General features: G+C 70.5%; 28 protein-coding genes. 11 read left to right on the top strand and 17 right to left on the bottom strand.

Translation table 11 applies throughout. The features are described from left to right. Nucleotides 1-29: 29 nt before the first annotated feature. The 3 genes from ACIHIX_RS05020 to ACIHIX_RS05030 are packed head-to-tail and all read left to right on the top strand — an operon-like array spanning nucleotide 30 to nucleotide 1,734. Nucleotides 30-707 (top strand): AzlC family ABC transporter permease, encoded by a 678-nt coding sequence (locus ACIHIX_RS05020; RefSeq protein WP_399949753.1) that lies wholly within the window; start codon nucleotides 30-32, stop codon nucleotides 705-707. Then, nucleotides 704-1,018 (top strand): AzlD domain-containing protein, encoded by a 315-nt coding sequence (locus tag ACIHIX_RS05025; protein WP_399949756.1) that lies wholly within the window; start codon nucleotides 704-706, stop codon nucleotides 1,016-1,018. Before ACIHIX_RS05020 ends, ACIHIX_RS05025 begins: the two co-directional genes overlap by 4 nt. 50 nt (nucleotides 1,019-1,068) lie before the next feature. Continuing rightward, nucleotides 1,069-1,734, top strand: a complete 666-nt coding sequence (locus ACIHIX_RS05030; RefSeq protein ID WP_399949759.1) for a class I SAM-dependent methyltransferase — start codon at nucleotides 1,069-1,071, stop codon at nucleotides 1,732-1,734. On the opposite strand, the gene kstD is transcribed toward ACIHIX_RS05030, so the two are convergent. Both kstD and ACIHIX_RS05040 read right to left on the bottom strand, forming a co-directional pair. Then, nucleotides 1,731-3,470 (bottom strand): 3-oxosteroid 1-dehydrogenase, encoded by a 1,740-nt coding sequence (kstD, locus tag ACIHIX_RS05035; RefSeq protein ID WP_399949762.1) that lies wholly within the window; start codon nucleotides 3,468-3,470, stop codon nucleotides 1,731-1,733. The two genes, ACIHIX_RS05030 and kstD, sit on opposite strands and share 4 nt — an antisense overlap. Nucleotides 3,471-3,534: 64 nt before the next feature. After that, complete coding sequence (locus tag ACIHIX_RS05040) at nucleotides 3,535-4,098, bottom strand: DUF6817 domain-containing protein (protein WP_399949765.1); 564 nt, start codon at nucleotides 4,096-4,098, stop codon at nucleotides 3,535-3,537. A gap of 153 nt (nucleotides 4,099-4,251) precedes the next feature. On the opposite strand from ACIHIX_RS05040, the gene ACIHIX_RS05045 reads away from it, so the two are divergent. Continuing rightward, complete coding sequence (locus ACIHIX_RS05045; RefSeq protein ID WP_399949768.1) at nucleotides 4,252-5,145, top strand: LysR family transcriptional regulator; 894 nt, start codon at nucleotides 4,252-4,254, stop codon at nucleotides 5,143-5,145. Between the two features lie 11 nt (nucleotides 5,146-5,156). Here the strand turns inward: ACIHIX_RS05045 and ACIHIX_RS05050 are convergent, their stop codons facing one another. Together ACIHIX_RS05050 and ACIHIX_RS05055 are read right to left on the bottom strand one after the other, a co-directional pair. Then, nucleotides 5,157-6,530 carry an FG-GAP and VCBS repeat-containing protein gene (locus tag ACIHIX_RS05050; protein WP_399949771.1) on the bottom strand — a complete coding sequence of 458 codons (1,374 nt, stop codon included), beginning with the start codon at nucleotides 6,528-6,530 and terminating at the stop codon, nucleotides 5,157-5,159. A gap of 17 nt (nucleotides 6,531-6,547) precedes the next feature. Next, the gene (locus ACIHIX_RS05055; RefSeq protein WP_399949774.1) at nucleotides 6,548-7,015 is read right to left on the bottom strand and encodes an ATP-binding protein; all 468 of its coding nucleotides are present in this window, start codon (nucleotides 7,013-7,015) and stop codon (nucleotides 6,548-6,550) included. 116 nt (nucleotides 7,016-7,131) lie between these two features. On the opposite strand from ACIHIX_RS05055, the gene ACIHIX_RS05060 reads away from it, so the two are divergent. Further along, nucleotides 7,132-7,986: a helix-turn-helix domain-containing protein gene (locus ACIHIX_RS05060; RefSeq protein ID WP_399949777.1), complete on the top strand. Its 855-nt coding sequence runs from the start codon at nucleotides 7,132-7,134 to the stop codon at nucleotides 7,984-7,986. After that, nucleotides 7,983-8,162, top strand: coding sequence for a DUF397 domain-containing protein (locus ACIHIX_RS05065; RefSeq protein WP_399949779.1), 180 nt, complete (start codon nucleotides 7,983-7,985; stop codon nucleotides 8,160-8,162). The genes ACIHIX_RS05060 and ACIHIX_RS05065 overlap by 4 nt, the downstream gene beginning before the upstream one ends. A 12-nt stretch (nucleotides 8,163-8,174) precedes the next feature. Here the strand turns inward: ACIHIX_RS05065 and ACIHIX_RS05070 are convergent, their stop codons facing one another. Together ACIHIX_RS05070 and ACIHIX_RS05075 are read right to left on the bottom strand one after the other, a co-directional pair. After that, nucleotides 8,175-10,094 carry an AMP-dependent synthetase/ligase gene (locus ACIHIX_RS05070; protein ID WP_399949782.1) on the bottom strand — a complete coding sequence of 640 codons (1,920 nt, stop codon included), beginning with the start codon at nucleotides 10,092-10,094 and terminating at the stop codon, nucleotides 8,175-8,177. Between the two features lie 256 nt (nucleotides 10,095-10,350). Continuing rightward, nucleotides 10,351-11,631: an acetyl-CoA C-acetyltransferase gene (locus ACIHIX_RS05075; RefSeq protein ID WP_399949788.1), complete on the bottom strand. Its 1,281-nt coding sequence runs from the start codon at nucleotides 11,629-11,631 to the stop codon at nucleotides 10,351-10,353. A 103-nt stretch (nucleotides 11,632-11,734) separates the two neighbouring features. On the opposite strand from ACIHIX_RS05075, the gene ACIHIX_RS05080 reads away from it, so the two are divergent. Then, nucleotides 11,735-13,000 (top strand): 3-oxoacyl-ACP reductase, encoded by a 1,266-nt coding sequence (locus ACIHIX_RS05080; protein ID WP_399949791.1) that lies wholly within the window; start codon nucleotides 11,735-11,737, stop codon nucleotides 12,998-13,000. After that, nucleotides 13,000-13,854 carry a MaoC/PaaZ C-terminal domain-containing protein gene (locus ACIHIX_RS05085; protein WP_399949793.1) on the top strand — a complete coding sequence of 285 codons (855 nt, stop codon included), beginning with the start codon at nucleotides 13,000-13,002 and terminating at the stop codon, nucleotides 13,852-13,854. Before ACIHIX_RS05080 ends, ACIHIX_RS05085 begins: the two co-directional genes overlap by 1 nt. Here the strand turns inward: ACIHIX_RS05085 and ACIHIX_RS05090 are convergent. The 8 genes from ACIHIX_RS05090 to ACIHIX_RS05125 all read right to left on the bottom strand — a co-directional run bounded on the left by ACIHIX_RS05090 (nucleotide 13,838) and on the right by ACIHIX_RS05125 (nucleotide 20,173). Then, a complete protein-coding gene (locus ACIHIX_RS05090; RefSeq protein WP_399949796.1) occupies nucleotides 13,838-14,179 on the bottom strand; it encodes a hypothetical protein in 342 nt (113 codons plus the stop codon). The genes ACIHIX_RS05085 and ACIHIX_RS05090 overlap by 17 nt on opposite strands. A gap of 70 nt (nucleotides 14,180-14,249) precedes the next feature. Continuing rightward, nucleotides 14,250-14,894 carry a TetR/AcrR family transcriptional regulator gene (locus ACIHIX_RS05095; protein WP_399949799.1) on the bottom strand — a complete coding sequence of 215 codons (645 nt, stop codon included), beginning with the start codon at nucleotides 14,892-14,894 and terminating at the stop codon, nucleotides 14,250-14,252. 36 nt (nucleotides 14,895-14,930) lie between these two features. Continuing rightward, nucleotides 14,931-15,242, bottom strand: a complete 312-nt coding sequence (locus ACIHIX_RS05100; RefSeq protein ID WP_399949800.1) for a DUF4229 domain-containing protein — start codon at nucleotides 15,240-15,242, stop codon at nucleotides 14,931-14,933. A 124-nt stretch (nucleotides 15,243-15,366) separates the two neighbouring features. Then, entirely contained in the window at nucleotides 15,367-16,530 is a 1,164-nt protein-coding gene (gene mqnE, locus ACIHIX_RS05105) for an aminofutalosine synthase MqnE (protein ID WP_399949803.1), read from the bottom strand. A 41-nt stretch (nucleotides 16,531-16,571) separates the two neighbouring features. Beyond that, a complete protein-coding gene (locus tag ACIHIX_RS05110; RefSeq protein ID WP_079306730.1) occupies nucleotides 16,572-17,027 on the bottom strand; it encodes an Lrp/AsnC family transcriptional regulator in 456 nt (151 codons plus the stop codon). Nucleotides 17,028-17,106: 79 nt separating this feature from the next. Next, nucleotides 17,107-17,763: a UbiX family flavin prenyltransferase gene (locus tag ACIHIX_RS05115; protein ID WP_399949807.1), complete on the bottom strand. Its 657-nt coding sequence runs from the start codon at nucleotides 17,761-17,763 to the stop codon at nucleotides 17,107-17,109. A gap of 53 nt (nucleotides 17,764-17,816) precedes the next feature. Beyond that, entirely contained in the window at nucleotides 17,817-18,719 is a 903-nt protein-coding gene (mqnP, locus tag ACIHIX_RS05120) for a menaquinone biosynthesis prenyltransferase MqnP (RefSeq protein WP_399949810.1), read from the bottom strand. Continuing rightward, nucleotides 18,716-20,173: a menaquinone biosynthesis decarboxylase gene (locus tag ACIHIX_RS05125; protein WP_399949813.1), complete on the bottom strand. Its 1,458-nt coding sequence runs from the start codon at nucleotides 20,171-20,173 to the stop codon at nucleotides 18,716-18,718. The genes mqnP and ACIHIX_RS05125 overlap by 4 nt, the downstream gene beginning before the upstream one ends. Nucleotides 20,174-20,262: 89 nt before the next feature. Between ACIHIX_RS05125 and ACIHIX_RS05130 the strand changes: the two genes are divergently transcribed. After that, complete coding sequence (locus ACIHIX_RS05130) at nucleotides 20,263-20,643, top strand: PLD nuclease N-terminal domain-containing protein (protein ID WP_399949816.1); 381 nt, start codon at nucleotides 20,263-20,265, stop codon at nucleotides 20,641-20,643. Next, nucleotides 20,643-21,527, top strand: a complete 885-nt coding sequence (locus ACIHIX_RS05135) for a LysR family transcriptional regulator (protein ID WP_399949819.1) — start codon at nucleotides 20,643-20,645, stop codon at nucleotides 21,525-21,527. Before ACIHIX_RS05130 ends, ACIHIX_RS05135 begins: the two co-directional genes overlap by 1 nt. Here the strand turns inward: ACIHIX_RS05135 and ACIHIX_RS05140 are convergent. Then, nucleotides 21,424-22,374, bottom strand: a complete 951-nt coding sequence (locus tag ACIHIX_RS05140) for a DMT family transporter (RefSeq protein WP_399949822.1) — start codon at nucleotides 22,372-22,374, stop codon at nucleotides 21,424-21,426. The two genes, ACIHIX_RS05135 and ACIHIX_RS05140, sit on opposite strands and share 104 nt — an antisense overlap. Before the next feature lie 169 nt (nucleotides 22,375-22,543). Between ACIHIX_RS05140 and ACIHIX_RS05145 the strand changes: the two genes are divergently transcribed. Beyond that, nucleotides 22,544-23,944 (top strand): purine-cytosine permease family protein, encoded by a 1,401-nt coding sequence (locus ACIHIX_RS05145; RefSeq protein ID WP_399949825.1) that lies wholly within the window; start codon nucleotides 22,544-22,546, stop codon nucleotides 23,942-23,944. Here the strand turns inward: ACIHIX_RS05145 and ACIHIX_RS05150 are convergent. Continuing rightward, nucleotides 23,926-24,534, bottom strand: a complete 609-nt coding sequence (locus ACIHIX_RS05150) for a hypothetical protein (RefSeq protein WP_399949827.1) — start codon at nucleotides 24,532-24,534, stop codon at nucleotides 23,926-23,928. The genes ACIHIX_RS05145 and ACIHIX_RS05150 overlap by 19 nt on opposite strands. A 31-nt stretch (nucleotides 24,535-24,565) precedes the next feature. Next, on the bottom strand, nucleotides 24,566-24,883 hold the full coding sequence (locus ACIHIX_RS05155) for an ArsR/SmtB family transcription factor (protein ID WP_399949830.1): 318 nt from the start codon (nucleotides 24,881-24,883) through the stop codon (nucleotides 24,566-24,568). Nucleotides 24,884-24,968 lie beyond the last annotated feature (85 nt).

Genomic DNA, 24,968 nt, shown 5'->3' on the forward strand with positions numbered 1-24,968 from the left:
CGACACTCTTCCTGTTCATTGTAGAGAACATGCGTACGGCAGAGCGAACACCTCCACGCGACCTGGTCCGGGACGCCTCCCTCGTCTGGCTGGCCAGCGGTGTCGTCGGCGTCTCCTTCGGCGCGATCGCGGTCGCCGGCGGCCTGCCGGTCTGGGTCCCCGTCGTGATGTCCCTGGTCGTCTACGCGGGCTCCGCCCAGTTCAGCGCGGTCGGCGTCCTGCTGGCGGGCGGCGGCCCGCTCGCCGCCGCGGCCACCGGCCTGCTCCTCAACACCCGCACGGCGGCCTACAGCCTCGCGGTCGCGGAGACGCTGGGCCAGGGCCGGCTGGCACGCCTCCTCGGGGCGCACCTAGTCACCGACGAGACGGTGGCCTTCGCCCTCGCGCAGTCCGATCCGGTACGACGCCGTACGGCGTTCTGGGTCTCCGGGCTCGGCCTGTTCGCCGTATGGAACACCGGCGTCCTGATCGGCGCCCTCGCCGGCGACGCGATCGGCGACACGGCCCGCTACGGCCTGGACGCGGCCTTCCCGGCGGTCCTGGTGGCGCTGGTCCTCCCGGCCCTGCGGACGGATTCGGCCGTACGACGATCAGCGGCCCTCGGCGCCTGCCTGGCGCTCGCCCTCACCCCGGTCGCCCCGGCGGGCGTGCCCGTGCTGCTGGCGCTGGCCGGCCTCCTGGCCTTCGGGAAGGGGCGTACGGCATGAGTGCGACCGTCGCCATGATCCTGGCGCTGGCGGTGGGGACGTACGCCTTCCGGCTGGTGGGGCCCGCGCTGCACGGGCGGGTCGAACTGCCGGCCCGGGTCCAGGAGTTGCTGTCGGCGGGTGCGGTCGTCCTGCTGACCGCGCTGCTCGCGACCGGGGCGCTGACCGAGGGTGGTGGGTTCGCCGGGTGGGCGCGGCCGGCGGGTGTGCTGGTGGCGGGTGTGCTGGCCTGGCGCAAGGCGCCGTTCGTGGTCGTGGTGCTGGGGGCGGCCGGGACGGCGGCGGTGCTGCGGGCGGTGGGGGTGGCGTAGGGCTCAGGGGGAGAGGGGAGTGTCAGTGGCGGGTTGTAGGGTCGCGCGCCATGACCGACTCCGATGTGCAGGCCCGTGATTTCCTGACCAGTACCCGAGTGTTCTACGACGCAATTGCCGAGGACTACGACAAGCAGTTCCGTGACGCGTTGACGGAGATGCCGCTGGAGCGGGCCATGATCGGCGTGTTCGCCGAACTCGTGGGACGCGGCGGTGCGGTGGCCGATCTCGGCTGTGGGCCGGGGCGGGTGACCGGGCTTCTCGCCGAGCTGGGGCTTGACGTGTTCGGGCTCGACCTCTCGTCGTCGATGCTTGAGATCGCGCGGCGGGAGAATCCGGATCTGCTCTTCGTGCAAGGGTCCATGCTGGAGCTGGACGTGGCGGACGGAGCGCTCGCGGGGGTGCTCTCCTGGTACTCCTCCATCCACACCCCTGTGGATGAACTTCCCTCTCTCTTCCGCGAGTTCCGGCGCGTACTGGCCCCGGGCGGCCATCTGCTCATCGGCTTCCAGGTCGGCGACGAGCCGAAGCGTCACGACAAGCCCTTCGGGCACGACGTGATCCTCGACTTCCAGCGGCGCCGGCCGGAGTTCGTCGGCGGCCTGCTGGAGGCCGCCGGGTTCGAACTCGTGTCGCAGACCGTGCGGGCAGCCCAGGCGGCGGAGTTGACCCCGCAGGCGTTCCTGATCGCCCGCGTGCCGCCGGACAGGCCCTAGAGCGTGCCCGCGATGTCCTTGGCCGCGATGTAGCCGAACGTCATCGCCGGTCCGATGGTCGAGCCCGCGCCCGCGTAGCTGTGCCCCATGACGGCGGCGCTGGCGTTGCCCGCGGCGTAGAGGCCGGGGACGACCGTGCCGTCGTCGCGCAGGACGCGGGCGCGGGCGTCGGTGACGAGGCCGCCCTTGGTGCCGAGGTCGCCGGGGACGATACGGAAGGCGTAGTACGGGGGCAGCCACAGGGGCGCGAGGCAGGAGTTGGGGAGGACGGAGGGGTCCGTGTAGTAGTGGTCGTAGGCACTGTCGCCGCGGTGCTGATCGGTGTCCTTGCCCTGCAGTGCGAGGGAGTTGAAGCGGGAGACCGTCGTGCGCAGGGCCGCGGGTGCCACGCCTATGGCGGTGGCGAGGGCGTCGACGGTCCAGGCCTTGCGGGCCGCCCCCGAGCTGTACCAGTCGTCGGGGAAGGCGAGGGTGGGGCTGACGTCCTTGAACAGGTACCGGTTGCGGTAGTTCTGGTCGACGATCAGCCAGGCCGGGATGTCGGGGTCGGTGGGGTTGCGGTCGTACATGATGTGGACGACGTCGCTGTAGGGGGCCGCCTCGTTCACGAACCGTGCGCCCGCCGCGTTGACCATGAGGCCGCCCGGCAGGGTGCGTTCGGCGAGGCAGAAGTAGGGCTGGCCGGGGAGCGGGATCGCGGGTCCCCACCAGGCGTCGTCCATGAGGGCCAGGGCGCCGCCGGCCCGCTGTCCGGCACGGATGCCGTCGCCGGTGTTCTCCTTCGCGCCGACGGTCCAGTCCGTGCCGATGGGCTGGCGCTGGTACTGCGTGCGCATGGCGAGGTTGTGCTCGAAGCCGCCGGAGCCCACGACGACGGCGCGCCGGGCGCGGTAGAGGCCGGCGGGGGTGACGGCCCCGGTCACCGCCCCGCTCTCGACGAGCAGGTCGGTGAGGGGGGTGTTGAGCCTGACCGGGACGCCCGCGTCCAGCAGCCCCTTCCTGAGCCCGCCGGCGAGCGACTGCCCCATGGTGAGCGGCTTCTGCCCGAGCGTGAGGGCCTTGGTCCCCCGCGCGAGACACTCGGTGGCCACGGCGAGCCCCTTGGCGCTCACGGCCGCCAGGGTCAGCCACTTGTAGTCGGCGGAGAACACCACCATTCCGTCCGGGACTTCCATGTACGACGGGTTCAGACGGGCGAGTTCTGCGCCGAGGACGTTGCCGTCGAGGTAGTCGGGCTCGATGGAGCGCCCGCCCGGGAGGCCGCCCGGCAGTTCGGGGTAGTAGTCGCTGTACCCCTCCATCCAGCGGAAGCGCAGCGGGCTGTTGGCCATGACGAAGGAGATCATGGCGGGGCCGTGCGCGAGGAACGCCTGCTGCCGGGCGGCGGGGACGTCGGCCCCGACGACGGCGGCGAGATAGGCGGCGGCCTTCGCGGGCGTGTCCGGGACACCGGCCGCGAGGATCACCGGGTTGTTGGGAATCCAGATCCCGGCACCGGAGCGTGCGGCGGAGCCACCGAAGGTCGGCGCCTTTTCGAGCACGACGACGCTGAGCCCCTGCTTGGCGGCAGTGAGCGCGGCGGTCATCCCGGCCGCGCCGGAGCCGATGACGACGACGTCGTAGGTGCCGAGGAGGGGGAGGTCGGCGGCGTGGGCGGACTGTGGGACACCGGTGGCGGCGGCAGCGAGTCCGGCGGCCACCGAGGTGCCGATGACTTGTCTTCGGGTCGGGTTCATGGGGCCGCTCCCACATTCTGAGGGTGTGTCAGAAAGGGGAATGTCGCGCGGTGACCATGTGAAGTCAAGGACTGTGCGGCTGAGTTGACGACACCAGGACCGATACGCAGTCCTGTCGAGCGGGTTCGCTCAGCAGCGGGCGGAAGCGGGTGAGGAGCGTGAGGAGGGCGGGGCCGTGGCGGTCGCGGAAGGCGGGGTCCTCGGCCGCGATGTCGAGTTCGTTGGCGGCGGTGAGCTCGGCGAAGTCCCGGCGGGCGGACGGGCCGGGCGTGCGGGTGCCGCCGGTGAAACGGTCGTGGAACACACCGCCGGGGGCGGCGAGCGCCGGGTAGGTCGCCTCGCGGTCGCAGCTCGCGTAGAGGTGGACGATCGCCTCGGCCTCCTCACCGATGGCCGCGGCGAGTTCGGCGCGGCGGTCGAGGGCGAGCAGGGGTTGCGGGAAGCCGTCGGTCCCGTAGCAGGCGTGACAGAGGCCGGCGAGTTGCAGGGCGGGGCGGGCGTTCCAGGCGTCGAGGCGGGCGCACACGCGGTGGAGGTGGGTGAGGAGGGTGCCGCCGGGGTGCGGGGTGTGCTGGGCCCCCAACTCACGCAGCAGCGCCTCGCCTTGGGCGAACGGGTCGTACGCCATGAGGGATCCCTTCGGATGGGTGGGTCGGCACCCGCTCCGTCCCGGGGTGGAGCGGGTTGCCGCCCGTGGGGCCCTGAAGTGATCGTCGTACGCGCGCCGGGCTCAGTCAATCCTTGGGATTTATGGCTGGACCCAAGTGTTAGCTTGGAGGTCATGACCCTTGATGACCTGCGGGTGTTCGTGGCGGTGTGCCGGGCCGGGAGTCTGAGCGCGGTGGCGCGGGAGCTCGGGTGCACGCAGTCCGCGGTGAGCCAGCATGTGAAGCGGCTGGAGAAGGAGACGGGGGTCGCGCTGGTCGAGCGGCAGCCGCGGGGTGTCGTACCGACGCAGGCGGGGCGGTTGCTGGAGTCTGCCGCGGCCGAGGGCATAGCCGGACTGGACCTGGCCGTACGGCAGTTGAGGGATCTGGTCGACGGGGCGAGCGGGTTCGTGCGGGTGGCGACCGGGGCCACGACCGTACGGCATTTCATGGGGGACGCGGTCGTGGAGTTCCGGCGCCGCCATCCGCGTGTCAACCTGGAGTTCCGGACGGTCAGTTCGGGGCGCGGCAGCTTCGACGCGCTCGCCGACGGCTCGCTGGATCTGGCGTGGATCACGCTCGGGCCGCCGGTGCGGGGCATCGAGCAGCGGGCGGTGGCGGAGCTGCCGTGGGTGCTCGCGGTGCGGGCGGACGATCCGCTGGCCGGGCGGGAACGGCTGGACGCGGGCGAGTTGGCGGACGTACGACTGATCGGACTGCCGCCCAACTCGGCGTCGGCGGCCCATCTGGAGGCGGCCTGCGCGGAGTTGGGCGTCAGATTCGGCTACGACACGAACGTGGCCGACTGGGACACGGCGTTGCTGCTGGCCGAGTTGGGGGTGGGCCGGGCGGTGGTGCCGGAGCTGTCCGGGCCGGCGGCGACGGGGAACGATCTTCGCCTGATCCCGGTGCCGGAGCTGCGGCCGTTGCCGGTGGGCTGGGCGGTACGTCGATGGGATGCGCTCAGTCCGCCGGCGCGGGCGTTCGCCGACACCGTGGAGAGGTTCCGGCGAACACCGGGGCGTTAGGCCGTGTCGCGCTACTGCTGGAAGGACGCCACCACCGGCACCTCCTTCGCGCCCGACCCGGTGATGCCGGAGCCCGTCCCGGGAAGCAGCACGCCGCCGTCGTAGTAGTCGCTGGACACCAGCAGGTCCTTGTCGCCGTCGCGGTCGATGTCGCGCAGCCGGACGAGTTGGCCGAAGGAACCGAACTCGCTCGGGGAGCCGGGGACCCCGGCGGTGGCCCGGGTGAACCACTGCGAGTTCTTGCCGGTGACACCGGAGGTGCCGCCGCGCAGGACGTGGACGCCGCCCGCGTCGGACTGGGAACTGACGGTCTCCTGCCAGACGCCGACGGCCAGGTCCGGGTAGCCGTCGCCGTTGGTGTCACCCGCGGACAGGGTGCCGCCGAAAGCGTCGCCCTTGGTCGCGGCGGTCGCCACTCCCGCGGTCGACTGCGAGAGGCGGTACTTCGTCGTCGGGGCCGTACTCCCGCCGCGCCAGACGACGACCGACCCGGCGGAGTTGTTGTACCGGGTGTCGCTGACCGCGAGGTCGCCGTAGCCGTCCTTGTCGAAGTCGGCGACGACACCGGTCGGGCTGTAGTCGGGCTTCGAGCTGTTGACGACCGTCCGCTTGACCGACTTGACGGTGGAGCCGCCGCGCAGGAACCAGACGTCCTGGGTCATCTTGTCGTCGTGGTACCCCTGGCCGAGGACGAAGAGATCCGTGGCCTTGTCCTTGGTGACCTTTCCGGCGACGAGACCCGTGGGTTCGAGCAGGTCGGCGGAGACGTGCTTGGTGACCGAGCCCGTGGTGCCGGACTTGGAGAACCCGCCGCGGTAGACGTAGACGGCGTCGACCCCGTTGGTCACCGCCAGGTCCGCCTTGCCGTCACCGTTGAAGTCCCCGGTCTCCACCTGGTCGCCGAAGCCGTAGTCGGCGTGGGCGGTGACCTTGAGGCGGACGGCGCCGGTGCCGGAGAGGCCGGACTTCGCGCCCCACAGAATGGTGACCGCGCCCGCGCCGACCTTGGAGCCGACCTTCTCCGAGGAGTCGGCGACGGCCAGATCGGCGTATCCGTCACGGTTGAAGTCGGCGGCGGCCAGGTCGTCGCCGAACGAGTCGCCGTAACCGCCCGCGTCCCCGGCCGTCCCCGGGACCCCCGCGGTGGCCTGCGTGAACGTCTTGCTGACCGTGCCGGGACCGGTGGCCGTCCCGTACGTGACAGTGAACTCGCCGCCGAGGCTCGCCGAGGCGTAGTCGCGGTAGCCGTCGCCGTTGAAGTCGTCGGCGTACTTCGCCGGGGCCGCGCTCGCGGCGCTCACGGAGAGGGTGAGCAGTCCGCCGGCCGCCAGGGACACGACCGTGGCCGTGGCGAGCGCGGGGCGGAGGGGGGTGCGCGTGAACATGCGTCTCCTGCGTGGATCTAAGTCTGGTGGCAGGGAGACTCACGGCGAGGGCTGATGGTTGTGGCGGGAGTGGCGATCGGTGAGTCCGGTTCCTTGAGGGGGATTTCGGCCCACACGGTCTTCCCGACGGTCCGCTCGGTGACGCCCCAGGTCCGAGCGAGCAGCGATACGAGGACGAGACCACGGCCGTGGGTGGAATCCGGGTCGGTGACATACCGGAGTCGGCGGTCGGCGCGGGCGTCGCTCACCTCGATACGGACCGTGTCCTCGACGGTGAGTCTCAGCCGCAGTTCGAAGTCACGGCCGGGGACTCTGCCGTGGGTGACGGCGTTGGCGGCGAGTTCGGCGACGACCTGTTGGGCGGTGTGGTTGACCTCGCTGTCGTAGGGGTGGCCCCAGTCGTGGAGTTGCTGGGCGGTGAGGCGTCGGGCGAGACGGGCACCGCGCGGGGTGGCGCTGAGTCGGGTGGAGATTTCGGCGTTCACGTGACTGAGCGTGGTGGGTTGTCTTTACGCTGACCAGGTGCGACTCGGCGACTCTCGGTAGTTGTACGGGTGCGGTGCGTTCGGCGTACGGGTGTCGGGTGGGAGGAGTGAGGTGGGTGAGCGAGCAGAGGGCGGAGACGCCTGCGGAGGCCGAGGGGGTGACGGGGTTGTTCGTCGCGCTCGGCAAGATGCTCAAGTTTCTGCGCGAACGGAAAGGTCTGACGCAGACCGAGTTCGGGGAACTGGCCGGGTACGGCCCTGACGCCATCTCCGCGATGGAGCGGGGCGTGCGCAGGGTCCGGCCCGAGGTGCTGCTCAAGGCGGAGGAACTGCTCGATGCCGGGGGCCTGTTCAGGGAGGTCGTCCCGGAGGTCGAGGCGGCGCTGACGAAGGTTCGGACCCGGCATCCGGAGTGGTATCGGGATTATGCGGGGTTGGAGGCGGAGGCGGTTGAGCTGCATTTCTATGCCAACCAGGGCGTGCCCGGCCTGCTGCAGACCGACGCCTACGCACGCGCGGTGTTCACGAAGCGACGGCCGTTCCTGGACGAGGAGACGATCGAGCGGCGTGTTGCGGACCGGCTCTCACGGCAGCAGGTCTTCGAGCGTCGACCCGCGCCGATCGTGAGTTACGTGCTCGAAGAGATCGTGCTGGACCGGCCGATCGGTGGACGGCGCGTACAGGCGGATCAGCTTCGCCGCCTGCTGGGCGTGGGGCAGATGCAGAACCTGGAGATCCAGGTGATGCCGAACCAAGTAGAGGAACACCCCAACATGGACGGCGCGTTCAACCTACTGACGCCCAAGGGCCATGGGCAGGTGGCCTACACGGAGGTCCAGGGGTACCCACGACTGATCACCGACCCGGAAGAAGTCCGCAGGATCGTAGACCGCTATGGGATCATGCGGGCAATGGCACTCTCCCCTGCGGAGTCCCGGAAGTTGATCGAGCAGAAGCTGGAGGAGCTATGAACAACGAGCAGCTCACCTGGTTCAAGTCCAGCTACAGCGGCGGCGAGGGCGGCGAGTGCCTGGAAGTCGCCTACGGCACGGATGTCGTCCACCTCCGCGACTCCAAGACGCCCGAGGGCCCTCACCTCACGCTGGCACCTTCGACGTGGGCCGCCTTCATCGCCGTCCACGAGTGACCCCCCTGGCCCTCAGCGCTCGTACAACCCCTCGATCTCCCGCGCGAACTCCTTCATCACCGTCTCCCTGCGCAGCTTCATCGACGGAGTCAGATGCCCCTCCGCCTCCGTGAAGTCGCGTGGCAGGACCTCGAAGCGGCGGATGGACTCGGGGCGGGAGACGAGTTTGTTCGCCTCGTCGATCGCGCGCTGCATGATGGCATGCAACTCGGCGTCTCCGGCCAGGAGTTCGGCGGGCACCGGGTGTTTGCCGTTCATCTGGCGCCAGTGGGTGATGCCCTCCATGTCGAGGGTGATCAGCGCGGCGACATAAGGGCGGCGGTCGCCCACCACCATGCACTGGGAGATCAGGGGGTGCTGGCGCAGCCAGTTCTCCAGCGGGGCGGGTGCGACCGTCTTGCCGCCCGCCGTGATCAGGAGCTCCTTCTTTCTGCCGGTGATCGTCAGATAGCCCTCGTCGTCCAGGCTGCCGATGTCGCCCGTCGCGAACCAGCCGTCCGTCGAGGCCGGGGTGACGCCGCCCGCGTTCGGGTCCCAGTAGCCGCGGAACACCGGGCCGCCCGACAGGAGGATCTCGCCGTCCGCCGCTATGCGGACCTTCATGCCGGGAAGGGGCCAACCCACCGTGCCGAGGCGGGACTTCAGGGGCGGCGTCACCGTCGCCGCGCCCGTCGACTCCGTCAGGCCGTAGCCTTCGTAGATCTCCATGCCCGCCCCGGCGAAGAACGCGGCGATGTTGCGGCCGAGCGGTGAGCCGCCGGAGATGATGTGGCGGACCCGGCCGCCCATGGCGTTGCGGATGCGGCGGTAGACCAGGGGGTCGTAGAAGGTGCGGGCGGCCTTCAACGCCGTACTCGGGCCTCCGCCGGTGCCCGCCGCCTTCGCCTCCAGCGCCTCGCCGTAGCGGATCGCCACGTTCGCCGCGCGGTCGAAGGCGGAGACCCGGCCGCCGGTCTCGGCCTTGGCGCGGGCGTTGTTGAAGACCTTCTCCAGCATGTAGGGGATGACGAGGAGGAAGGTGGGGCGGAAGCTCGCCAGGTCGCCGAGCAGGTCGTCCGACTTCAGGCTCGGCGCGTGGCCCAGGCGGACCCGGGCGCGGACGCACGCCACGGCCACCATGCGGCCGAACACATGGGACATGGGGAGGAAGAGGAGCGTCGCCAGCTCCTCGTCCGAGCGGGATCTGAAGACGGGGTGGAGGATCTCGATCGCGTTGTCGACCTCGGCGAGGAAGTTGCCGTGCGAGATCGCGCAGCCCTTGGGCCGGCCGGTGGTGCCGGAGGTGTAGATGACGGTGGCGAGGGTGTCGGGCACCAGCATGCCCCGGCGCACGTCGACTTCGGCGTCGGGGACATGCGTGCCGAGCTCCGCCAGACGGTCGACGTGGCCCTTCTCCATGACCCACAGGTGGCGCAGGTCGGGCAGACGGTTCAACTCCGGTCCGAGAGCGGAGGCTTGGGAGACGGTCTCCGTCACCAGCGCCACCGCACCCGAGTCCTGGAGGATCCAGCGGGTCTGGAAGACGGAGGACGTGGGGTAGATGGGGACCGTGACCAGGCCGGCCGCCCAGGCGGCGAAGTCGAGGAGGGTCCACTCGTAGACGGTCCGGGCCATGACGGCGATCCGGTCGCCGGGGACGAGCCCCTCCGATATCAGGCCCTTCGCCAGCGCCAGCACCTGTGCCGCGAAGTCGGCCGCCGTCACATCGGACCAACCCCCGTCCGCCGTACGGCGGCTGAGTACCCGGTCCTCGGGCGCCGCCTCCGCGTTCTCGAACGGCAGGTCGGCCAGGGAGCCGTGCGTCACCGACGGTACGACCGGCGGGACCGCGACCTCCCGGACCTCGCCGTCCAGCCGGCGTATCTCCGGTGCCACGAGCACGGGCGCGCCGTCGTAGTCGGTGGCAGCGGCATAGGGCAGGGACGACGACATGGGCAGCTCCTGGGGCGCGCAGCTGGATACCGCTCTGCTGCGTAGGTACGCACCGGGCGTACCTGGACGTTCACCGGCGAGTGCGACTTGTGGGGTTACCGGCGGTTAGGGGTCATGGGGGACCCGGCGATCCTAGGAGGCGCAGGTGGCGAGCTTGTGAGGGTTCGGGGAGCCTCTCGGGCCGGGTCTGTGCAACATCTGGCGCAAAGTGAGCCTTTGTCAGCTATGTGTGAACCAATGACCGGACCCGGTCGGATCACGTCCGCTCCAGCACCGCCGTCACCCCCTGCCCGCCCGCCGCGCACACCGAGATCAGCCCGCGCCCCGAACCGCCGCGCTCCGCCAGCAGCTTGGCCAGCGTCGCCACGATCCGGGCGCCGGTCGCGGCGAAGGGATGCCCGGTGGCGAGGGACGAACCGGCCACGTTCAGGCGGGCCCGGTCCACCGGCGCCAGCCCCGCCTTCTCCCAGGCCGCCAGCGTCGCCAGCACCTGCGACGCGAACGCCTCGTGCACCTCGACGAGGTCGAAGTCGTCCATCCCGAGCCCGGCCCGTTCCAGCATGCGCGGCACGGCCCGCGCCGGGGCCATCAGCAGCCCCTCCTCGCCGGGGTCTCCGGCGACGAAGTCCACGGCCGCCGTCTCGTACGCCGTCAGATACGCCAGCGGTTCCAGACCGCGCTCCGCCGCCCACTCCTCCGAGGCGAGAAGGACGACCGCCGCGCCGTCGGTGAGCGGCGTCGAATTGCCCGCAGTCATGGTCGGGTTGGGGCCATCGGTCCCGAACACCGGTTTCAGTGTGGCCAGTTTCTCCACCGTCGATCCCGGGCGCAGGTTCTGGTCCCGGTCCAGGCCGCGGAACGGCACCACCAGGTCCTGGAAGAAGTCGCGTTCGTAGGCCGCCGCCAGCCGCTGGTGACTCGTCGCCGCCAGCTCGTCCTGCGCCTCGCGCGAGACACCCCAGGCGTGTGCGGTGAGCGCCGCGTGCTCGCCCATCGACAGACCGGTGCGGGGCTCGGCGTTGCGCGGGATGTCGGGGACGAGGTGGCCGGGGCGGACGCGGGCGAGCGCCTTGAGGCGCCCCCCGAGGGACTTCGCCCTGCGGGCCGCCAGCAGGATGCGCCGCAGGTCGTCGTTGACGCCGAGGGGCGCGTCGCTCGTGGTGTCCGCGCCGCCCGCGATCGCGGACTCGGTCTGGCCGAGGGCGATCTTGTTGGCGGCGGCGATGACGGCCTGGAGCCCGGTGCCGCAGGCCTGCTGGATGTCGTACGCCGGGGTCGTCGGCGCCAGTTTCGAGCTGAGGACCGTCTCGCGGGCCAGGTTGAAGTCGCGCGCGTGCTTGAGGACCGCACCGGCGACGAACTCGCCGACCGCGCCCGGCTGTCCGAGGCCGAAGCGGGTCACGAGGCCGTCCACCACCGCCGTCAGCATCTCCTGGTTGGAGGCGGTGGCGTAGGGGCCGTCGGAGCGGGCGAAGGGGACGCGGGTGCCGCCGACGATCGCGACCCGGCGCGCCGCCGGGGCCCGAAGAAGGCTCATCTCGACCTGCTCCTCATGCGTGACATGGACGTGTGTGACACAGACTTACCTACGGTAACCTTACTCCAGAGTCAGCAAGAGAGCACCGAGTGGGGAGACGGCCATGGCCGACCGCTATCTGCGCTTCACCGGCACCGCGCCCGGCCGTTTCCTGACCCGCCGACTGGGCCTGCCGCAGCCGGCGGAGCTCATCCGCTGGTCACCGGAGCGGGCCTCCCTCCAAGGCGAGGTCCTCCACCTCACCGCGGGCAAGCCGGCGCCCACAGCGGTGGGGCACCCCTCCGCCGTCGTCCTCGACGCCACCGGCGTACGGGACGTCGAGGGCCTCGCCGGCGTCCACGCGGCCCTGCACCCCGTCGTCCGGTCCGTCGCCGCGAGCGGGCGGATCGTCGTCCTCGGCGCGCCCCTCGACGCCGCAGACCATCACCAGGCGGCGGCCCAGCAGGCCCTGGAGGGCTTCACGCGCTCGCTCGGCAAGGAGATCGGCCGGGGCAGGACCGTGAATCTCGTACGGCTCACCGACCGGGCCGCCGCCGAGTCCACCCTGCGTTTCCTGCTCTCGCCCAAGTCGGCCTATGTGAGCGGGCAGGTGATCGAGGTGACGGAGGGGTCCGGCCCCACCGACATCGACGGGGAGCGGCCCCTCGCCGGTCGCACCGCCCTCGTCACCGGCGCCGCGCGCGGGATCGGCGCGGCCGTCGCCGAGACGCTGGCCAGGGACGGGGCCCATGTCGTCGTACTGGACGTACCGCAGGCCGAGGCGGAGGCGCGGGAGCTCGCGCGTCGGCTCGGTGGCAGCGCCCTCGCGCTCGACATCACCGCAGCGGACGCGGGCGAGCGGATCGCCGCGGAACTTGCCGACGGCATCGACGTGTTGGTGCACAACGCCGGGATCACCCGTGACCGGCGTCTGGTCAACATGCCCGCCGACCGCTGGAGTTCGGTGCTGGATGTGAACCTGGCGAGCGTGCTGCGCACCACGGACGCGCTGTTCGCCGCCAAGGCGATCAACGAGAACGGCCGGATCATCGCCACCGCCTCCATCGCGGGGCTCGCGGGCAACGCCGGGCAGACCAACTACGGTGCCAGCAAGGCGGGTGTGGTCGGTCTGGTGCACTCCCTCGCGCCGCGCGCCCTCGCCGAGCACGGGGTGACGGTCAACGCCGTGGCCCCCGGGTTCATCGAGACGAAGATGACGGCCGCGGTGCCCCTCTTCATCCGTGAGGCGGGACGCCGGATGAACTCCCTCGCCCAGGGCGGCCTTCCGATCGACGTCGCCGAGACGACGGCCTGGCTCGCGCACCCGGCGTCGGGCGCGGTCAACGGGCAGGTCGTACGGGTCTGCGGCCAGAGCCTGCTGGGGGCGTGATGACGGTCGTCACCCTGCGCCGCTCCCCCGCGCTCGCACCGCTGCTCGCCCGGGGCGCGCTGCTGTCCCCCGTCAAACGCCCCCGCGCGGACGCCGACTTCCCCCGCACCCGCCTGGTCCTGCCCGCCCTCCGCGTCGACCTGGCACGGCTGGCGGCGTACGAGAGGGTGTGCGGGTTCGCCACGGGCGACGACGCGCTGCCGGTCACGTATCCGCATGTGCTCGGCTTCCCGCTGGCGATGCGGCTGATGAGCGCCCGGGACTTCCCGCTGCCGCTCCTCGGCCTGGTCCACACGTCGATCGGGATCACCCGGCACCGGCCGCTGCCCGCGACCGGGGCGTACGAACTCACGGTGTACGTCGCCGGGTTGGCCCCGCACCGGCGGGGCACGGAGGCGACGGTCGTCACCGAGGTGCGGGTCGGCCCGGACGTCGTATGGGAGTCGAACAGCACCTACCTGGCACGGCACCGCACCACGGCAGCGCCCGAGTCGGCGGCCGAGCGCGTCGCCCGGACGCCCCTCCCCCCGCTCGCCGAGTGGCGGCTGGCCGGTGACATCGGCCGCCGGTACGCCGCCGCGTCCGGCGACCGCAACCCCATCCACCTGAGCCCGCTCACCGCCCGCCTCTTCGGCTTCCCGCGCGCCATCGCCCACGGCATGTGGACGGTCGCCCGCTGCCTCGCCGCGCACGGCAGCCCGCAGGTGGGTGAGGTGCGGGCGGAGTTCAGGGCGCCGGTGCTGCTGCCGGGGACGGTGACGTACGGGGCGGAGAGTGACCGCTTCGAACTGCGCGGCGGGGACCGTCTGCACGTCACCGGTGTGGTGAACGGCCGGGTCAGCGACGCACGTTGACCCCGCCGATGAGCCCCCAGGCGTCGATGCGGACGGTCGGCCCGCCGGGCGCGGCGGGACCGTCGTCCCGCACCCCGCCCAGCCGGACGCCGTGCACCTCGACCCGCACATCCGGCCGCACCCTGAGGCTCACGCCCCCGATCAGGCTCAGCTTGGTGATGCGCAGTTCGGCGCCGTCCGGGATGTCCACGTCCGTGAGGTCGATGTCGGCGCCGCCGATGAGGGTGCGCTCGTGGAGGGTGGCGCCGTCGAGGCGGTGACCGCCGATGAGGCTCACCTTGATGTCGGTCTTCCGCGGCCGCTGTTCCCCGTTGCTCTTCGTCATGGGGACGAAGGTACGGCCGGAGAATGACGTTCCCCCAGTGTCCCGTGTCCGCCTTACCGCATGACAGGTGTCATGCGGCCGGCGGAGCCCACGGCCGCCCCTCCATGAGTTCCCCCAGCCCGGCCCACGCGAAGTTCATCAGCGTCGCCGCCGCCTGCCTCGCCGTGACGCCCGGCGTGGCGTTGGCCCACGCGGCGAGGGACTCGGCGGCCCCCACCAGCGCCTCGGCGAGCCCGGCGACCTCCCGCTCGGGCAGATCGGGGTCGCGGTGGGCCTCCCGCGCCGCGACGACGATCAGCTGCGTCACGAACGCGACGATCTCCTCCCGCATCGCCGTGACCTCCGCGGCGAACGCCTCACCGTGGATCCGGGCCTGCAGATGCAGCACCGACCAGCCGTCGGGGTTGCCCCCGGTGTGGGTGAAGAACGCCAGCAGCCCGTCCCAGAGCTGACGGTCGGCCGGCAGGTCGGTACGGACGCCGACCCTGACGGCCGCGGTGAGCGCGGCGGCCTCGCGGCGGATACAGGCGGTGAAGAGGTCTTCCTTCGAGTTCAGATACAGGTAGACCAACGGCTTGGACACACCCGCCAGTTCGGCGATCTCGTCCATCGACGCGGCCATGTACCCACGCTGCCCGAAGGTCCGCACAGCGGCGTCCAGCATCTGCTGCTCCCGCACCGCCCGCGGCATCCGCTTGCTCTTCACGGCACCCATGGGGCAAGCCTACGGGCGCTTCTCGCAGAACAGACCTCAGGAAGCCTGCGGCGCCTGGTCACCCTGCGCCCGCGCCGCGTCGTCCGCGCCGTCCTCCTGGTTGCGGTTGGCCTCCAGGTTGGACTTCATACGGTCCACGCGCTCGGCGACCTGGACGGAGGCGCGGTCGCGCTCCTTGCGCAGGACGACGAAGCTGATCGGGGCCGAGATCACCAGGGAGAGGAGGACGACCCACATGCCGTTGGAGTCGCCGAGGCCGCGCGGGGCGACGCCGGAGTAGACGAGGCCCCAGACGACCACGAGGCAGCCCACGAAGATCCCGAGGCGCATCAGTGTGTAGCGGAGCATCTCAATCCACTCTTCCGTTCCGGCTGAAAGTTCCCCTGAAAGTTCCCAAAGGGCGCCTTCCAGTGAAGCACGCCCACTCCCCGATCTTGCAGGGGGTGCACCTGCGTGACCCGGAACGACGAACTCAAACCCTCATCGGCTGCGGCGACTCCCGACGCCCCGCGTCAGGCCCCTCGTACTCCCGAATCACCTCGTACCGGGTGTTCCGCTCCACCGGCCGGAACCCCGCGTCCCGGATCAGGTCCAGCAGATCGTCCCGCGTCAGCTTGTTCGGCGTACCGAAGTTGTCCGCGTCGTGGGTGATCTTGTACTCGACGACCGACCCGTCCATGTCATCCGCACCGTGCAGCAGCGCCAGCTGCGCGGTCTGGACGCCGTGCATGACCCAGAAGACCTTGACGTGCGGAACGTTGTCGAAGAGCAGCCGCGACACCGCGAAGGTCTTCAGCGCCTCCGCGCCGGTGGCCATCTGGGTACGGGCCTGGAGCCGGTTGCGTACCTTCCCGTCCTTCATGTCGACGAAGTCGTGCTGGTAGCGCAGCGGGATGAAGACCTGGAAGCCGCCGGTCTCGTCCTGGAGCTCACGCAGCCGCAGCACGTGGTCGACACGGTGGCGGTGCTCCTCGATGTGGCCGTAGAGCATGGTGGCCGGGGTCTTCAGACCCTTCTCGTGCGCCAGCCGGTGGATGCGGGACCAGTCCTCCCAGTGGGTCCTGTGGTCCACGATGTGCTGCCGGACCTCCCAGTCGAAGATCTCCGCGCCACCACCGGTCAGGGACTCCAACCCGGCGTCGATCAGTTCATCCAGGATCTCGCTCGCGCTCAGCCCGCTGATCGTCTCGAAGTGGTGGATCTCGGTCGCCGTGAACGCCTTCAGGGACACGTCCGGCAGCGCGGCCTTCAGCTCGCGCAGCGAGCGCGGGTAGTACCGCCACGGCAGGTTCGGGTGCAGTCCGTTGACGATGTGCAGCTCGGTGAGGTTCTCGCCCTCCATCGCCTTGGCGAGCTTCACCGCCTCCTCGATGCGCATCGTGTACGCGTCCTTCTCCCCCGGCTTGCGCTGGAAGGAGCAGTAGGCGCAGGAGGCCGTGCACACGTTGGTCATGTTGAGGTGCCGGTTGACGTTGAAGTGGACGACGTCACCGTTCTTGCGCGTGCGTACCTCGTGCGCGAGACCGCCGAGCCAGGCCAGGTCGTCCGACTCGTACAGCGCGATGCCGTCCTCGCGGGTCAGCCGCTCACCGGCCCTGACCTTCTGCTCCAGCTCGCGCTTGAGCCCGACGTCCATGCGTACACCTCTCTCAGACCGACTGCGGATAAACCGTACGCCTATGCCTCTTCCGGAAGCTCTCCGACCCGGTTCTCCCACTTCGTGGAGAGCACGATGGTGGTACGGGTCCGGGAGACGCCCTTGGTCCCGCTGAGCCTCCGGATGATCTTCTCCAGGCCGTCGACGTCGCTCGCCCGCACCTTGAGCATGAACGAGTCGTCGCCCGCGATGAACCAGCAGTCCTCGATCTCCGGCAGGTCCTTCATCCGGCGGGCCACGTCCTCGTGGTCGGCGGCGTCGGACAGGGAGATGCCGATGAGGGCGGTGACACCGAGACCGAGCGAGGCGGCGTCGACGGTGGCGCGGTAACCGGTGATGACACCGGCCGCCTCAAGACGGTTGATGCGGTCGGTGACGCTGGGTCCCGACAGACCGACGAGGCGGCCCAGCTCCGCGTAGGAGGCCCGGCCGTTCTCCCTCAGGGCCTGGATGAGCTGCCTGTCCACCGCGTCCATGCGATCGAAGCCTTCCACTGAAGAGGATCCCGAAGGTTCCCGAAGTGATGAGAGGTACTGCGACTTGCTCAGATGGCGCCTACGTCGTGCGGGTTCCGGACCCGCCGCCGAGTTCGCCCTTCCACCGCCGGTACAGCCGGTGCTCGACCCCGGCCGCGTCGAGGACCCGTCCGGCGACGAAGTCGACGAGGTCCTGGATGTGGGTGGCCCCGGCGTAGAAGGCGGGCGACGCCGGTACGACGGTCGCGCCCTGGTCGTCGAGAGCGACCAGGTGCCGCAGCGTCTGGCCGTTCAAGGGGGTCTCCCGTACGGCGACGACGAGCGTGCGGCGCTCCTTGAGGGTCACGCTCGCGGCGCGCTGGAGCAGGTCCTTGGAGAGCCCGAGGGCGACGCCCGCGACGCAGGCGGTGGAGGCCGGCACGATCAGCATGCCCTTGCTGGGATACGACCCCGAGGACGGCCCGGCCGCCAGGTCACCGGCGTTCCAGTACCGCACGCGGGCGATGTCGACGTCGAAGCTCCCCGGCTTCCCGTCGGCCCCCCTGGCCAGCCATTCCCGCAGGTCGTCCTGCCAGTGCGCGTCCCGGAAGGCGATCTGGGTCTCGTCGAGCAGCGTCAGCCGCGAGGCCCTGCTGACGACCAGGTCGACGTCCTCCCCCGCCTCCAGCAGCGCCCGCAGTACCGCAGCCGCGTACGGCGTCCCGGAAGCTCCGGACACCCCCACGATCCAAGGCACGCGCTGCGTTTCTCCTGCGTTCACCCTCCCGAGCCTACCGGTGGAGCGGAACCTCAGACGGTCAGGCCCCTGACCAGGAGATCCAGCAGCGCGCACACGAACAGGGCGATCCCGATGAAGCCGTTGACGCTGAAGAACGCCCTGTTCAGGCGGGTCAGGTCATGTGGGCGGACGATGTTGTGCTCGTAGACGAAGGCCGCCGCGACGATCATCAGACCGACCCAGAAGAACCCGCCCGCGTCGGTGGCGACGGCGTACCAGATGAGCAGGGCCATGGTCAGGGCATGGCAGACCCGGGCTCCCCAGATCGCCGCCGGGATGCCGAAGCGGGCCGGGACCGACAGGACGCCGATCTCGCGGTCGGTCTCGACGTCCTGGCAGGCGTAGATCAGGTCGAAGCCGCCGATCCAGATGCCGACGGCGAGGCCGAGGATGACCGCGTCCCAGGACCACTCGCCGGTGATGGCGAGCCAGCCGCCGACCGGGCCCATCGCCTGGGCGAGGCCGAGGATGGCCTGGGGGTAGTTCGTGAAGCGTTTGCCGTAGGGGTAGACGACCATCGGGATGACGGCGACCGGGGCGAGGGCCAGGCACAGCGGGTTGAGCAGGGCCGCCGAGCCCAGGAAGACCACCACCGCGACCAGCGCGCCCGTCCACGCGTGCCTGACCGACATCGCGCCGGTCACCAGCTCGCGGTGGGCGGTCCGCGGATTCCGGGCGTCGATCTCGCGGTCGATGATCCGGTTGACCGCCATGGCGAAGGTGCGCAGACCGACCATGCAGATCGTCACCAGCAGCAGCCGGCCCCAGTGGATGTTCTTGTCCCACTCGAACATCGCGGTGAGCGCCGCGATGTACGCGAAGGGCAGCGCGAACACCGAGTGCTCGATCATGACCAGGCGGAGGAATGCCTTGGTGCGTCCCGGTTGGGGGATCGCGGCAGACGCTGAACTCACAGTCCGTATTCCTTCCACCGGCGGTCCACCTTCGCCGCAGTCTCCGGGTCCGACACCACCATGTCGGGCCAGCCGCCGTCGCGTGTGTAGCCCTCCTCGGGCCACTTCCGCGTCGCGTCGATTCCCGCCTTGCCACCCCAGAACTGCTGGTAGGAGGCGTGGTCGAGATGATCGACCGGTCCTTCGACGACCGACAGGTCGCGCGCGTAGTCCGTGTTGCCCAGGGCCCGCCACGCCACCTCGTGGAGGTCGTGGACGTCGCAGTCCGAGTCGACGACCACGATCAGCTTCGTCAGGGACATCATGTGGGCGCCCCACACAGCGTGCATCACCTTTTGGGCGTGCTTGGGGTATTTCTTGTCGATCGAGATGATCGCGCAGTTGTGGAAGCCGCCCGCTTCGGGCAGGTGGTAGTCCACGATGTCCGGCACGATGATCTTCAGCAGGGGGAGGAAGAAGCGTTCGGTCGCCCGGCCCAGGGGTCCGTCCTCCGTCGGGGGGCGGCCTACGACGATCGACTGAAGCAGCGGCCGCTTCCGCATCGTCACGCAGTCGATCTTCAGCGCGGGGAAGGGCTCCTGCGGGGTGTAGAAGCCCGTGTGGTCGCCGAAGGGCCCTTCCGGCAGCATCTCGCCCGGCTCCAGCCAGCCCTCGATGACGACCTCGGCCTGCGCCGGCACCTGGAGCGGCACCGTCTTGCAGTCGACCATCTCGATCCGCTTCCCGGCGATGAACCCGGCGAACAGGTACTCGTCGATGTCACCGGGCAGCGGGGCCGTCGACGCGTACGTCACGGCCGGCGGGCAGCCGAAGGCGATCGCGACCGGCAGGCGCTCACCGCGCCGCGCCGCCACCTGGTAGTGGTTCCGGCTGTCCTTGTGGATCTGCCAGTGCATACCGATCGTGCGCTTGTCGTGGCGCTGGAGGCGGTACAGACCGAGGTTGCGGATGCCGCTCTCGGGGTCCTTGGTGTGGGTCAGGCCCAGGTTGAAGAAGGAGCCGCCGTCCTGCGGCCAGGTGAACAGCGCCGGGAGCCGGTCGAGGTCGACGTCGTCGCCGGTGAGGACGACCTCCTGCACGGGCGCGTCCCCCGACTTCACCTTCTTCGGCGGTACGTGCGTCATCGCGCCGAGCTTGCCGAAGGCCTCCCGCACGCCCACGAAGCCGTGCGGCAGCTCGGGCCGCAGCAGCCCGCCGATCTTGTCGGAGATGTCCTCGTACGACTTCAGCCCCAGCGACTTCAGCAGCCGCCGGTCGGTCCCGAAGACGTTCATCGCGAGGGGCATCGAGGAGCCCTTCACGTTCTCGAAGAGAAGCGCGGGGCCGCCTGCCTTGTTGACCCGGTCGACGATCTCCCCGACCTCCAGATACGGGTCGACCTCGGCCTTGACGCGCTTGAGGTCGCCCTCGCGTTCCAGGGCCCTGAGCAGCGAGCGAAGATCGTCGTAAGCCATGCGTTCCAGTATCCGGTACCGGCTACCCTGACCCCGTCACCGGGGCCGTCCCACGCCCTGCCACCGTCTCCTGGGGGAACGCACCACTCATGCTCAGGTATCTGCCCTTCCTGCTGGTCCTGGCGCTGTGGATCTACGCCTTCATCGACTGCCTGAACACCCCCGAGGAGCAGGTCAAGGGGCTGCCGAAGGTGGTCTGGGTGATCATCGTGCTGCTCTTCGGCGAGGTCCTCGTCGGCCCGGTCGCCTGGCTGGTGGCCGGCAAGCAGCGCGGGCCCGCCACGGCGGGCGGCGCTCCGATGGGCGGTGGACGGTTCGTCGCCCCGGACGACAATCCGGAGTTCCTCAAGTCCCTGGCGGAAGACAACAAGAAGGACGAGACCCTCCTGAAGGACTGGGAGGCGGACCTCCGTCGCCGCGAGGAAGAGCTCCGCAAGAAGGAACAGGGCGAGGACCCCAAGGACGCCTGATGGAGCTGCGGCTGCTGGTCACCTTCGAGAAGGTCGCGACCGTGCTCAGCTTCACCCGGGCCGCCGCCGAGCTGAGCTATGCCCAGTCCAGTGTCACCAGCCAGATCCGGGCCCTGGAGGACTCGCTCGGCGCCCAGCTCTTCGACCGGCTCGGGAGCCGGATCCGGCTCACGGAGGCCGGGGAGCGGCTGCTGCCGTACGCCCGCCGGATCATCGAGCTGAACGAGGAGGCGCGGGCGGCCGTCACCGGGACCGAGGAGCCCTCGGGCACGCTCGCCGTCGGCACCATGGAGTCGCTGACCTCCTACCGGCTGCCCCCGCTCCTGGAGTTCTTCCACCACCGCTATCCGAAGGTACGGCTGTCGCTGCGCACGACCCTCGGGGACGAGACCCGGCAGGCGCTGCGGCAGGGCACGTACGACGTGGGCTTCCTGATGGAGGCACAGACCTCGCACCCGGGCCTGGAGAGCGAGGTGCTGGCGGTGGAGCCGCTGGCGCTGGTGGCGTCGCCGGAACACGCGCTCAACGGGCGGCGGTTGACGACCGCCGACCTCTCGCACCAGTCCCTCCTCGCGACCGAACCGGGCTGCGCCTACCGGGACTTGTTCGAGCGGGAGCTCACCTCCCTGGGCGGCCCCGCCGACTTCATGGAGTTCGGCACGATCGAGGCCACCAAACGGGCGACGGCGGCCGGTCTCGGCATCGCGCTGCTGCCGGAGATCACGGTCGCCGCCGAACTCGCGGAGGGCTCTCTCGTACGACTGGGCTGGGAGCCGCCGTTCACGCTCCGGACGCAGCTCGCGTGGCGGTCCGGGAAGCGGCTGCCGGCGCATGCCCGGCTGTTTCTGGAGCAGGCGCGGAAGCTGGTGTCCGAGCAAGGGTGACCTTGAGGCTCGCCAGCACGATCAGCGGGACGCCCAGTGCCTGGACGAGGCCGATGTGGTGGCCGTACACCGCCCAGTCCATGCCCATCGCGACGGCCGGGTAGACGAAGGCCAGGACGGCGATCTTGGAGAGCGGCAGCTGGGCGTAGGCGGCGTACATCAGGACGTACATCAGGCCGGTGTGGATGAACCCGAGCCCGGCCAGCCAGCCCCAGTCGCCCGCGCTCGCGCCGCTCATCGCGCCGAAGTCGGCGAAGGGGAGCAACAGCGGGATGCCGACGAGGACTTGGACGAGTGCGATGAGGTGCGGGCGGACGCCGGTGATGCGCTTGGTGACCAAGGTGGACAGACCGTAGAGAAGCGCGGCGAGCAACGCCTGTCCGACGCCGAGCAGATAGGACCCGCCGCCGGTGAAGTCCCCCGGCGTGACCCCGGAGACCAGGATCAGTCCCGCGAAGGCCAGGCCGATCCAGCCCGCCTTCGCGGCGGTGAGCCGCTCCCGGAAGAGGAGGGCGCCCAGCAGCACGACGTAGAACGGCTGGGTGTGGTAGACGACCGTGGCGACGGAGATCGAGGTGTTCTCGTACGACTCGAAGAGGAACACCCAGTTGAAGACGATGAACACACCGCCCAGGACGGCGAGTCCGAGGGTGCGCGGGGTGAAGCCGTGGTCGCGGAGCCAGCCGCGGGCCAGCACGTAGCCGCCCAGCGCCAGGGCGCCGAAGACGACTCGGAAGAAGACGACGTCGAAGGGGGAGGCGCCGGACTCGACGACGAAGACGCCGAGGGTGCCGGAGAGGATCATGGCGGTCGTGAGCTGGGCGATGCCCTTGCGGTCGGAAGTCATGTCCCTGACCGTAGGAGCGGGCGTCCGTGCTGGTCCACGCGCCAGTGGGGCGTCCTGCCGATGGCCCCATCGGCAGCGCCGATGCGTGCAGGTTGTACGCCGGTGAGGCTTCCGATGCGGACATCGCGCCCCTGCCGGGCGGACCGCCGGGGCCGGACACTTACCTCGCATGACGACTGCCACCACGGCCGGCACGGCCGCCCCCGCGTACGGCGACAAGGTCATCGCCGTCGAGACGGCTGGCTCGGAGCCGATCCCCGACGCCGAGCGCCACGGTAGCCCGCTCCAACTGCTGTGGACGTGGGCGTCCCCGAACATCGAGTTCGCGACGGTGTACATCGGCGTGATCTCGGTGCTGTTCTTCGGGCTGAGCTTCTGGGAGGCGACGGCGGCGCTGCTGCTGGGGACGGGCCTGGGTGCGGTGACGCACGGCGTGCTGTCGCTGGACGGGCCGCGCTTCGGCGTCCCGCAGATGGCGATCGGCCGGTTCGCCTTCGGGTACCGCGGGAACCTGCTCCCCTCCGGGGTCAACGCCCTGGTGGCGGGCGTGGGTTGGTTCGCGGTGAACAGTGTGAGCGCGGCTTTCGCCCTCAACACCCTGACGGGCCTGCGGCCTCTCCCCGCTCTGTTGATCGTGGTCGCGGCCGAGATCGTGATCGGCTTCATCGGCCACAACTTCGTCCACGCCTTCGAGAAGTACGCGTTCCCGGCGCTGGCGGTGATCTTCCTGCTGGCCGGGGTGTGGACCTTCAAGGAGGCCGGTGACCTGGGATCCGGCGCGGGCGGCGGCATCGGCGGCTTCCTGCTGGCGTTCAGCACGGCCTGGGGGTACACGGCGGGCTGGAACCCGGGTGCCTCGGACTACTCGCGCTATCTCCCGCGTACGGCGAGCCGGCTGCGGACGGTCGTGTATCCGGCGGTGGGCCTGTTCGTGTCCATCGCGGTGGTGTCGGTCATCGGCGCGGCCTCGGCGACGATCGTGGCCCCGGAGAACGCGACCCCGACGGCCGCCTTCACGGGCCATCTGCCGGGCTGGCTCAGCGACTTGGTGCTGCTGGCGATCATCCTGGGCGCGGTGTCGGCGAACGCGCTCAACGTGTACTCCTCGGCCATGTCGGTCACGTCGCTCGGACTGAGGCTGCCCGCCTGGCTCGGGCGGAGCGTGATCGTCGTGCTGTGCGGGCTCGCCGGTACGGGGGCGGCGTGGGCGTCACTTGCGGACGCCGGGCACGCCTACGAGGCGTTCCTGCTGGTCATCGCGTACTGGGTGGGACCGTGGCTGGGCGTGGTGCTGGTGGAGCGGTGGCTGCGGGCGCGGACGCCGGTGACGGAACTGGCGGGGCGGCTGGGCGACCGGGGGTTCTCCAACTGGCCCGGTGTGGCCGCCCTGTTGACCGGCATCGCGGTGTCGGTGCCGCTCTTCTCCAACCAGGAGAAGTACATCGGATGGGTGCCGGAGCGGTGGCCGTCCTTCGGGGACATCACCTGCCTGGTCGGCTTCGCGGTGAGCGCGGGGCTGTACGCCGTCCTGCGGAAGGCCGCCGGGCCGGCTCAGCCCTCGGCAGCGTAGGCCTGGTCGACGTACTCCACCTTGATGTACCGGGCGCCGAACGCCTTCTCGATGAGGGGTGCGGCCGTCCCGGGGTCGTCCACGCCCACATGCACGAACCCCCGCTCGTCGACGCCGACTTCTCGCAGCTGGAAGGTGCCGTCCCAGCGGGTCATGTCCTCGCTGATGCGCTCGGCGAGGGCGTCGAGGGTCCTGCGATCGACGTCGGCGGGGTGCAGCCGCAGTTTCACGCCCTTCTCGGCGGCGTCGCAGGCGGCCGTGTCGAAGTCGTGGCCGGGGATGCGCCAGACGTCGGCCGCGTGGGCGTCCTCGTCGACGCCCATGCCGGTGTAGACGTCGGCGTACTCGCCCGCGGCCAGCTTGTCGATGCGGTCGAGGGTCCGGTAGAGCGGGGTGTCCTCGGGGGCGTCGCCGTCCTCGGGGCTCGGCAGGGTGCCGACGCACCAGTCCTCGGCGGGCGGCGAGGGCGAGACGGTCGCCTCGACATCGATGTACGTGTGCCCGGTCTCCAACTCGTCGATGTACAGGGCCGCACCCACCACCACACCGGCGGTGGCCACGGCCGCCACGATCCAGCTGCGGTTCCCCATACGACTGTGACGCCGGAGGGGGCGAGCCGGTTCAGTCGCCCCTGAGGACCAGCTCCAGCAGTCCCGGGAAGCGGGCGTCGAACTCCTCCCGCCGCAGCCGGTTGACCCGCTTGGGCCCCTCGTCGCGCTGCTCGACGAGCCCGGCGGCGCGCAGGACCGCGAAGTGATGGCTCTTGGCCGCCTTGCCGACGGGCACGTCGAAGGTGCCGCAGCTGCGCGACCAGTCGGTGGAGGCGGCCAACTCCCTTACCAACTGGACCCGTACGGGGTCGGCGAGGGCGGCGAGCGCGGTGAGGACGGGGACGTCGTCGGGGTGGGTGTGCTCGGGGGCGGCACGATGACTCGCCATGGTGTCCTCTCAACCCGCTTGCGGAGTGTTCGATGAAAACCATACAGTCATGAGTGTTCGCTTCTCATTGAACAGTCTGAGCGGT

It is taken from the genome of Streptomyces sp. NPDC051913 (assembly GCF_044593635.1).
In the GTDB taxonomy this organism is placed as follows: domain Bacteria; phylum Actinomycetota; class Actinomycetes; order Streptomycetales; family Streptomycetaceae; genus Streptomyces.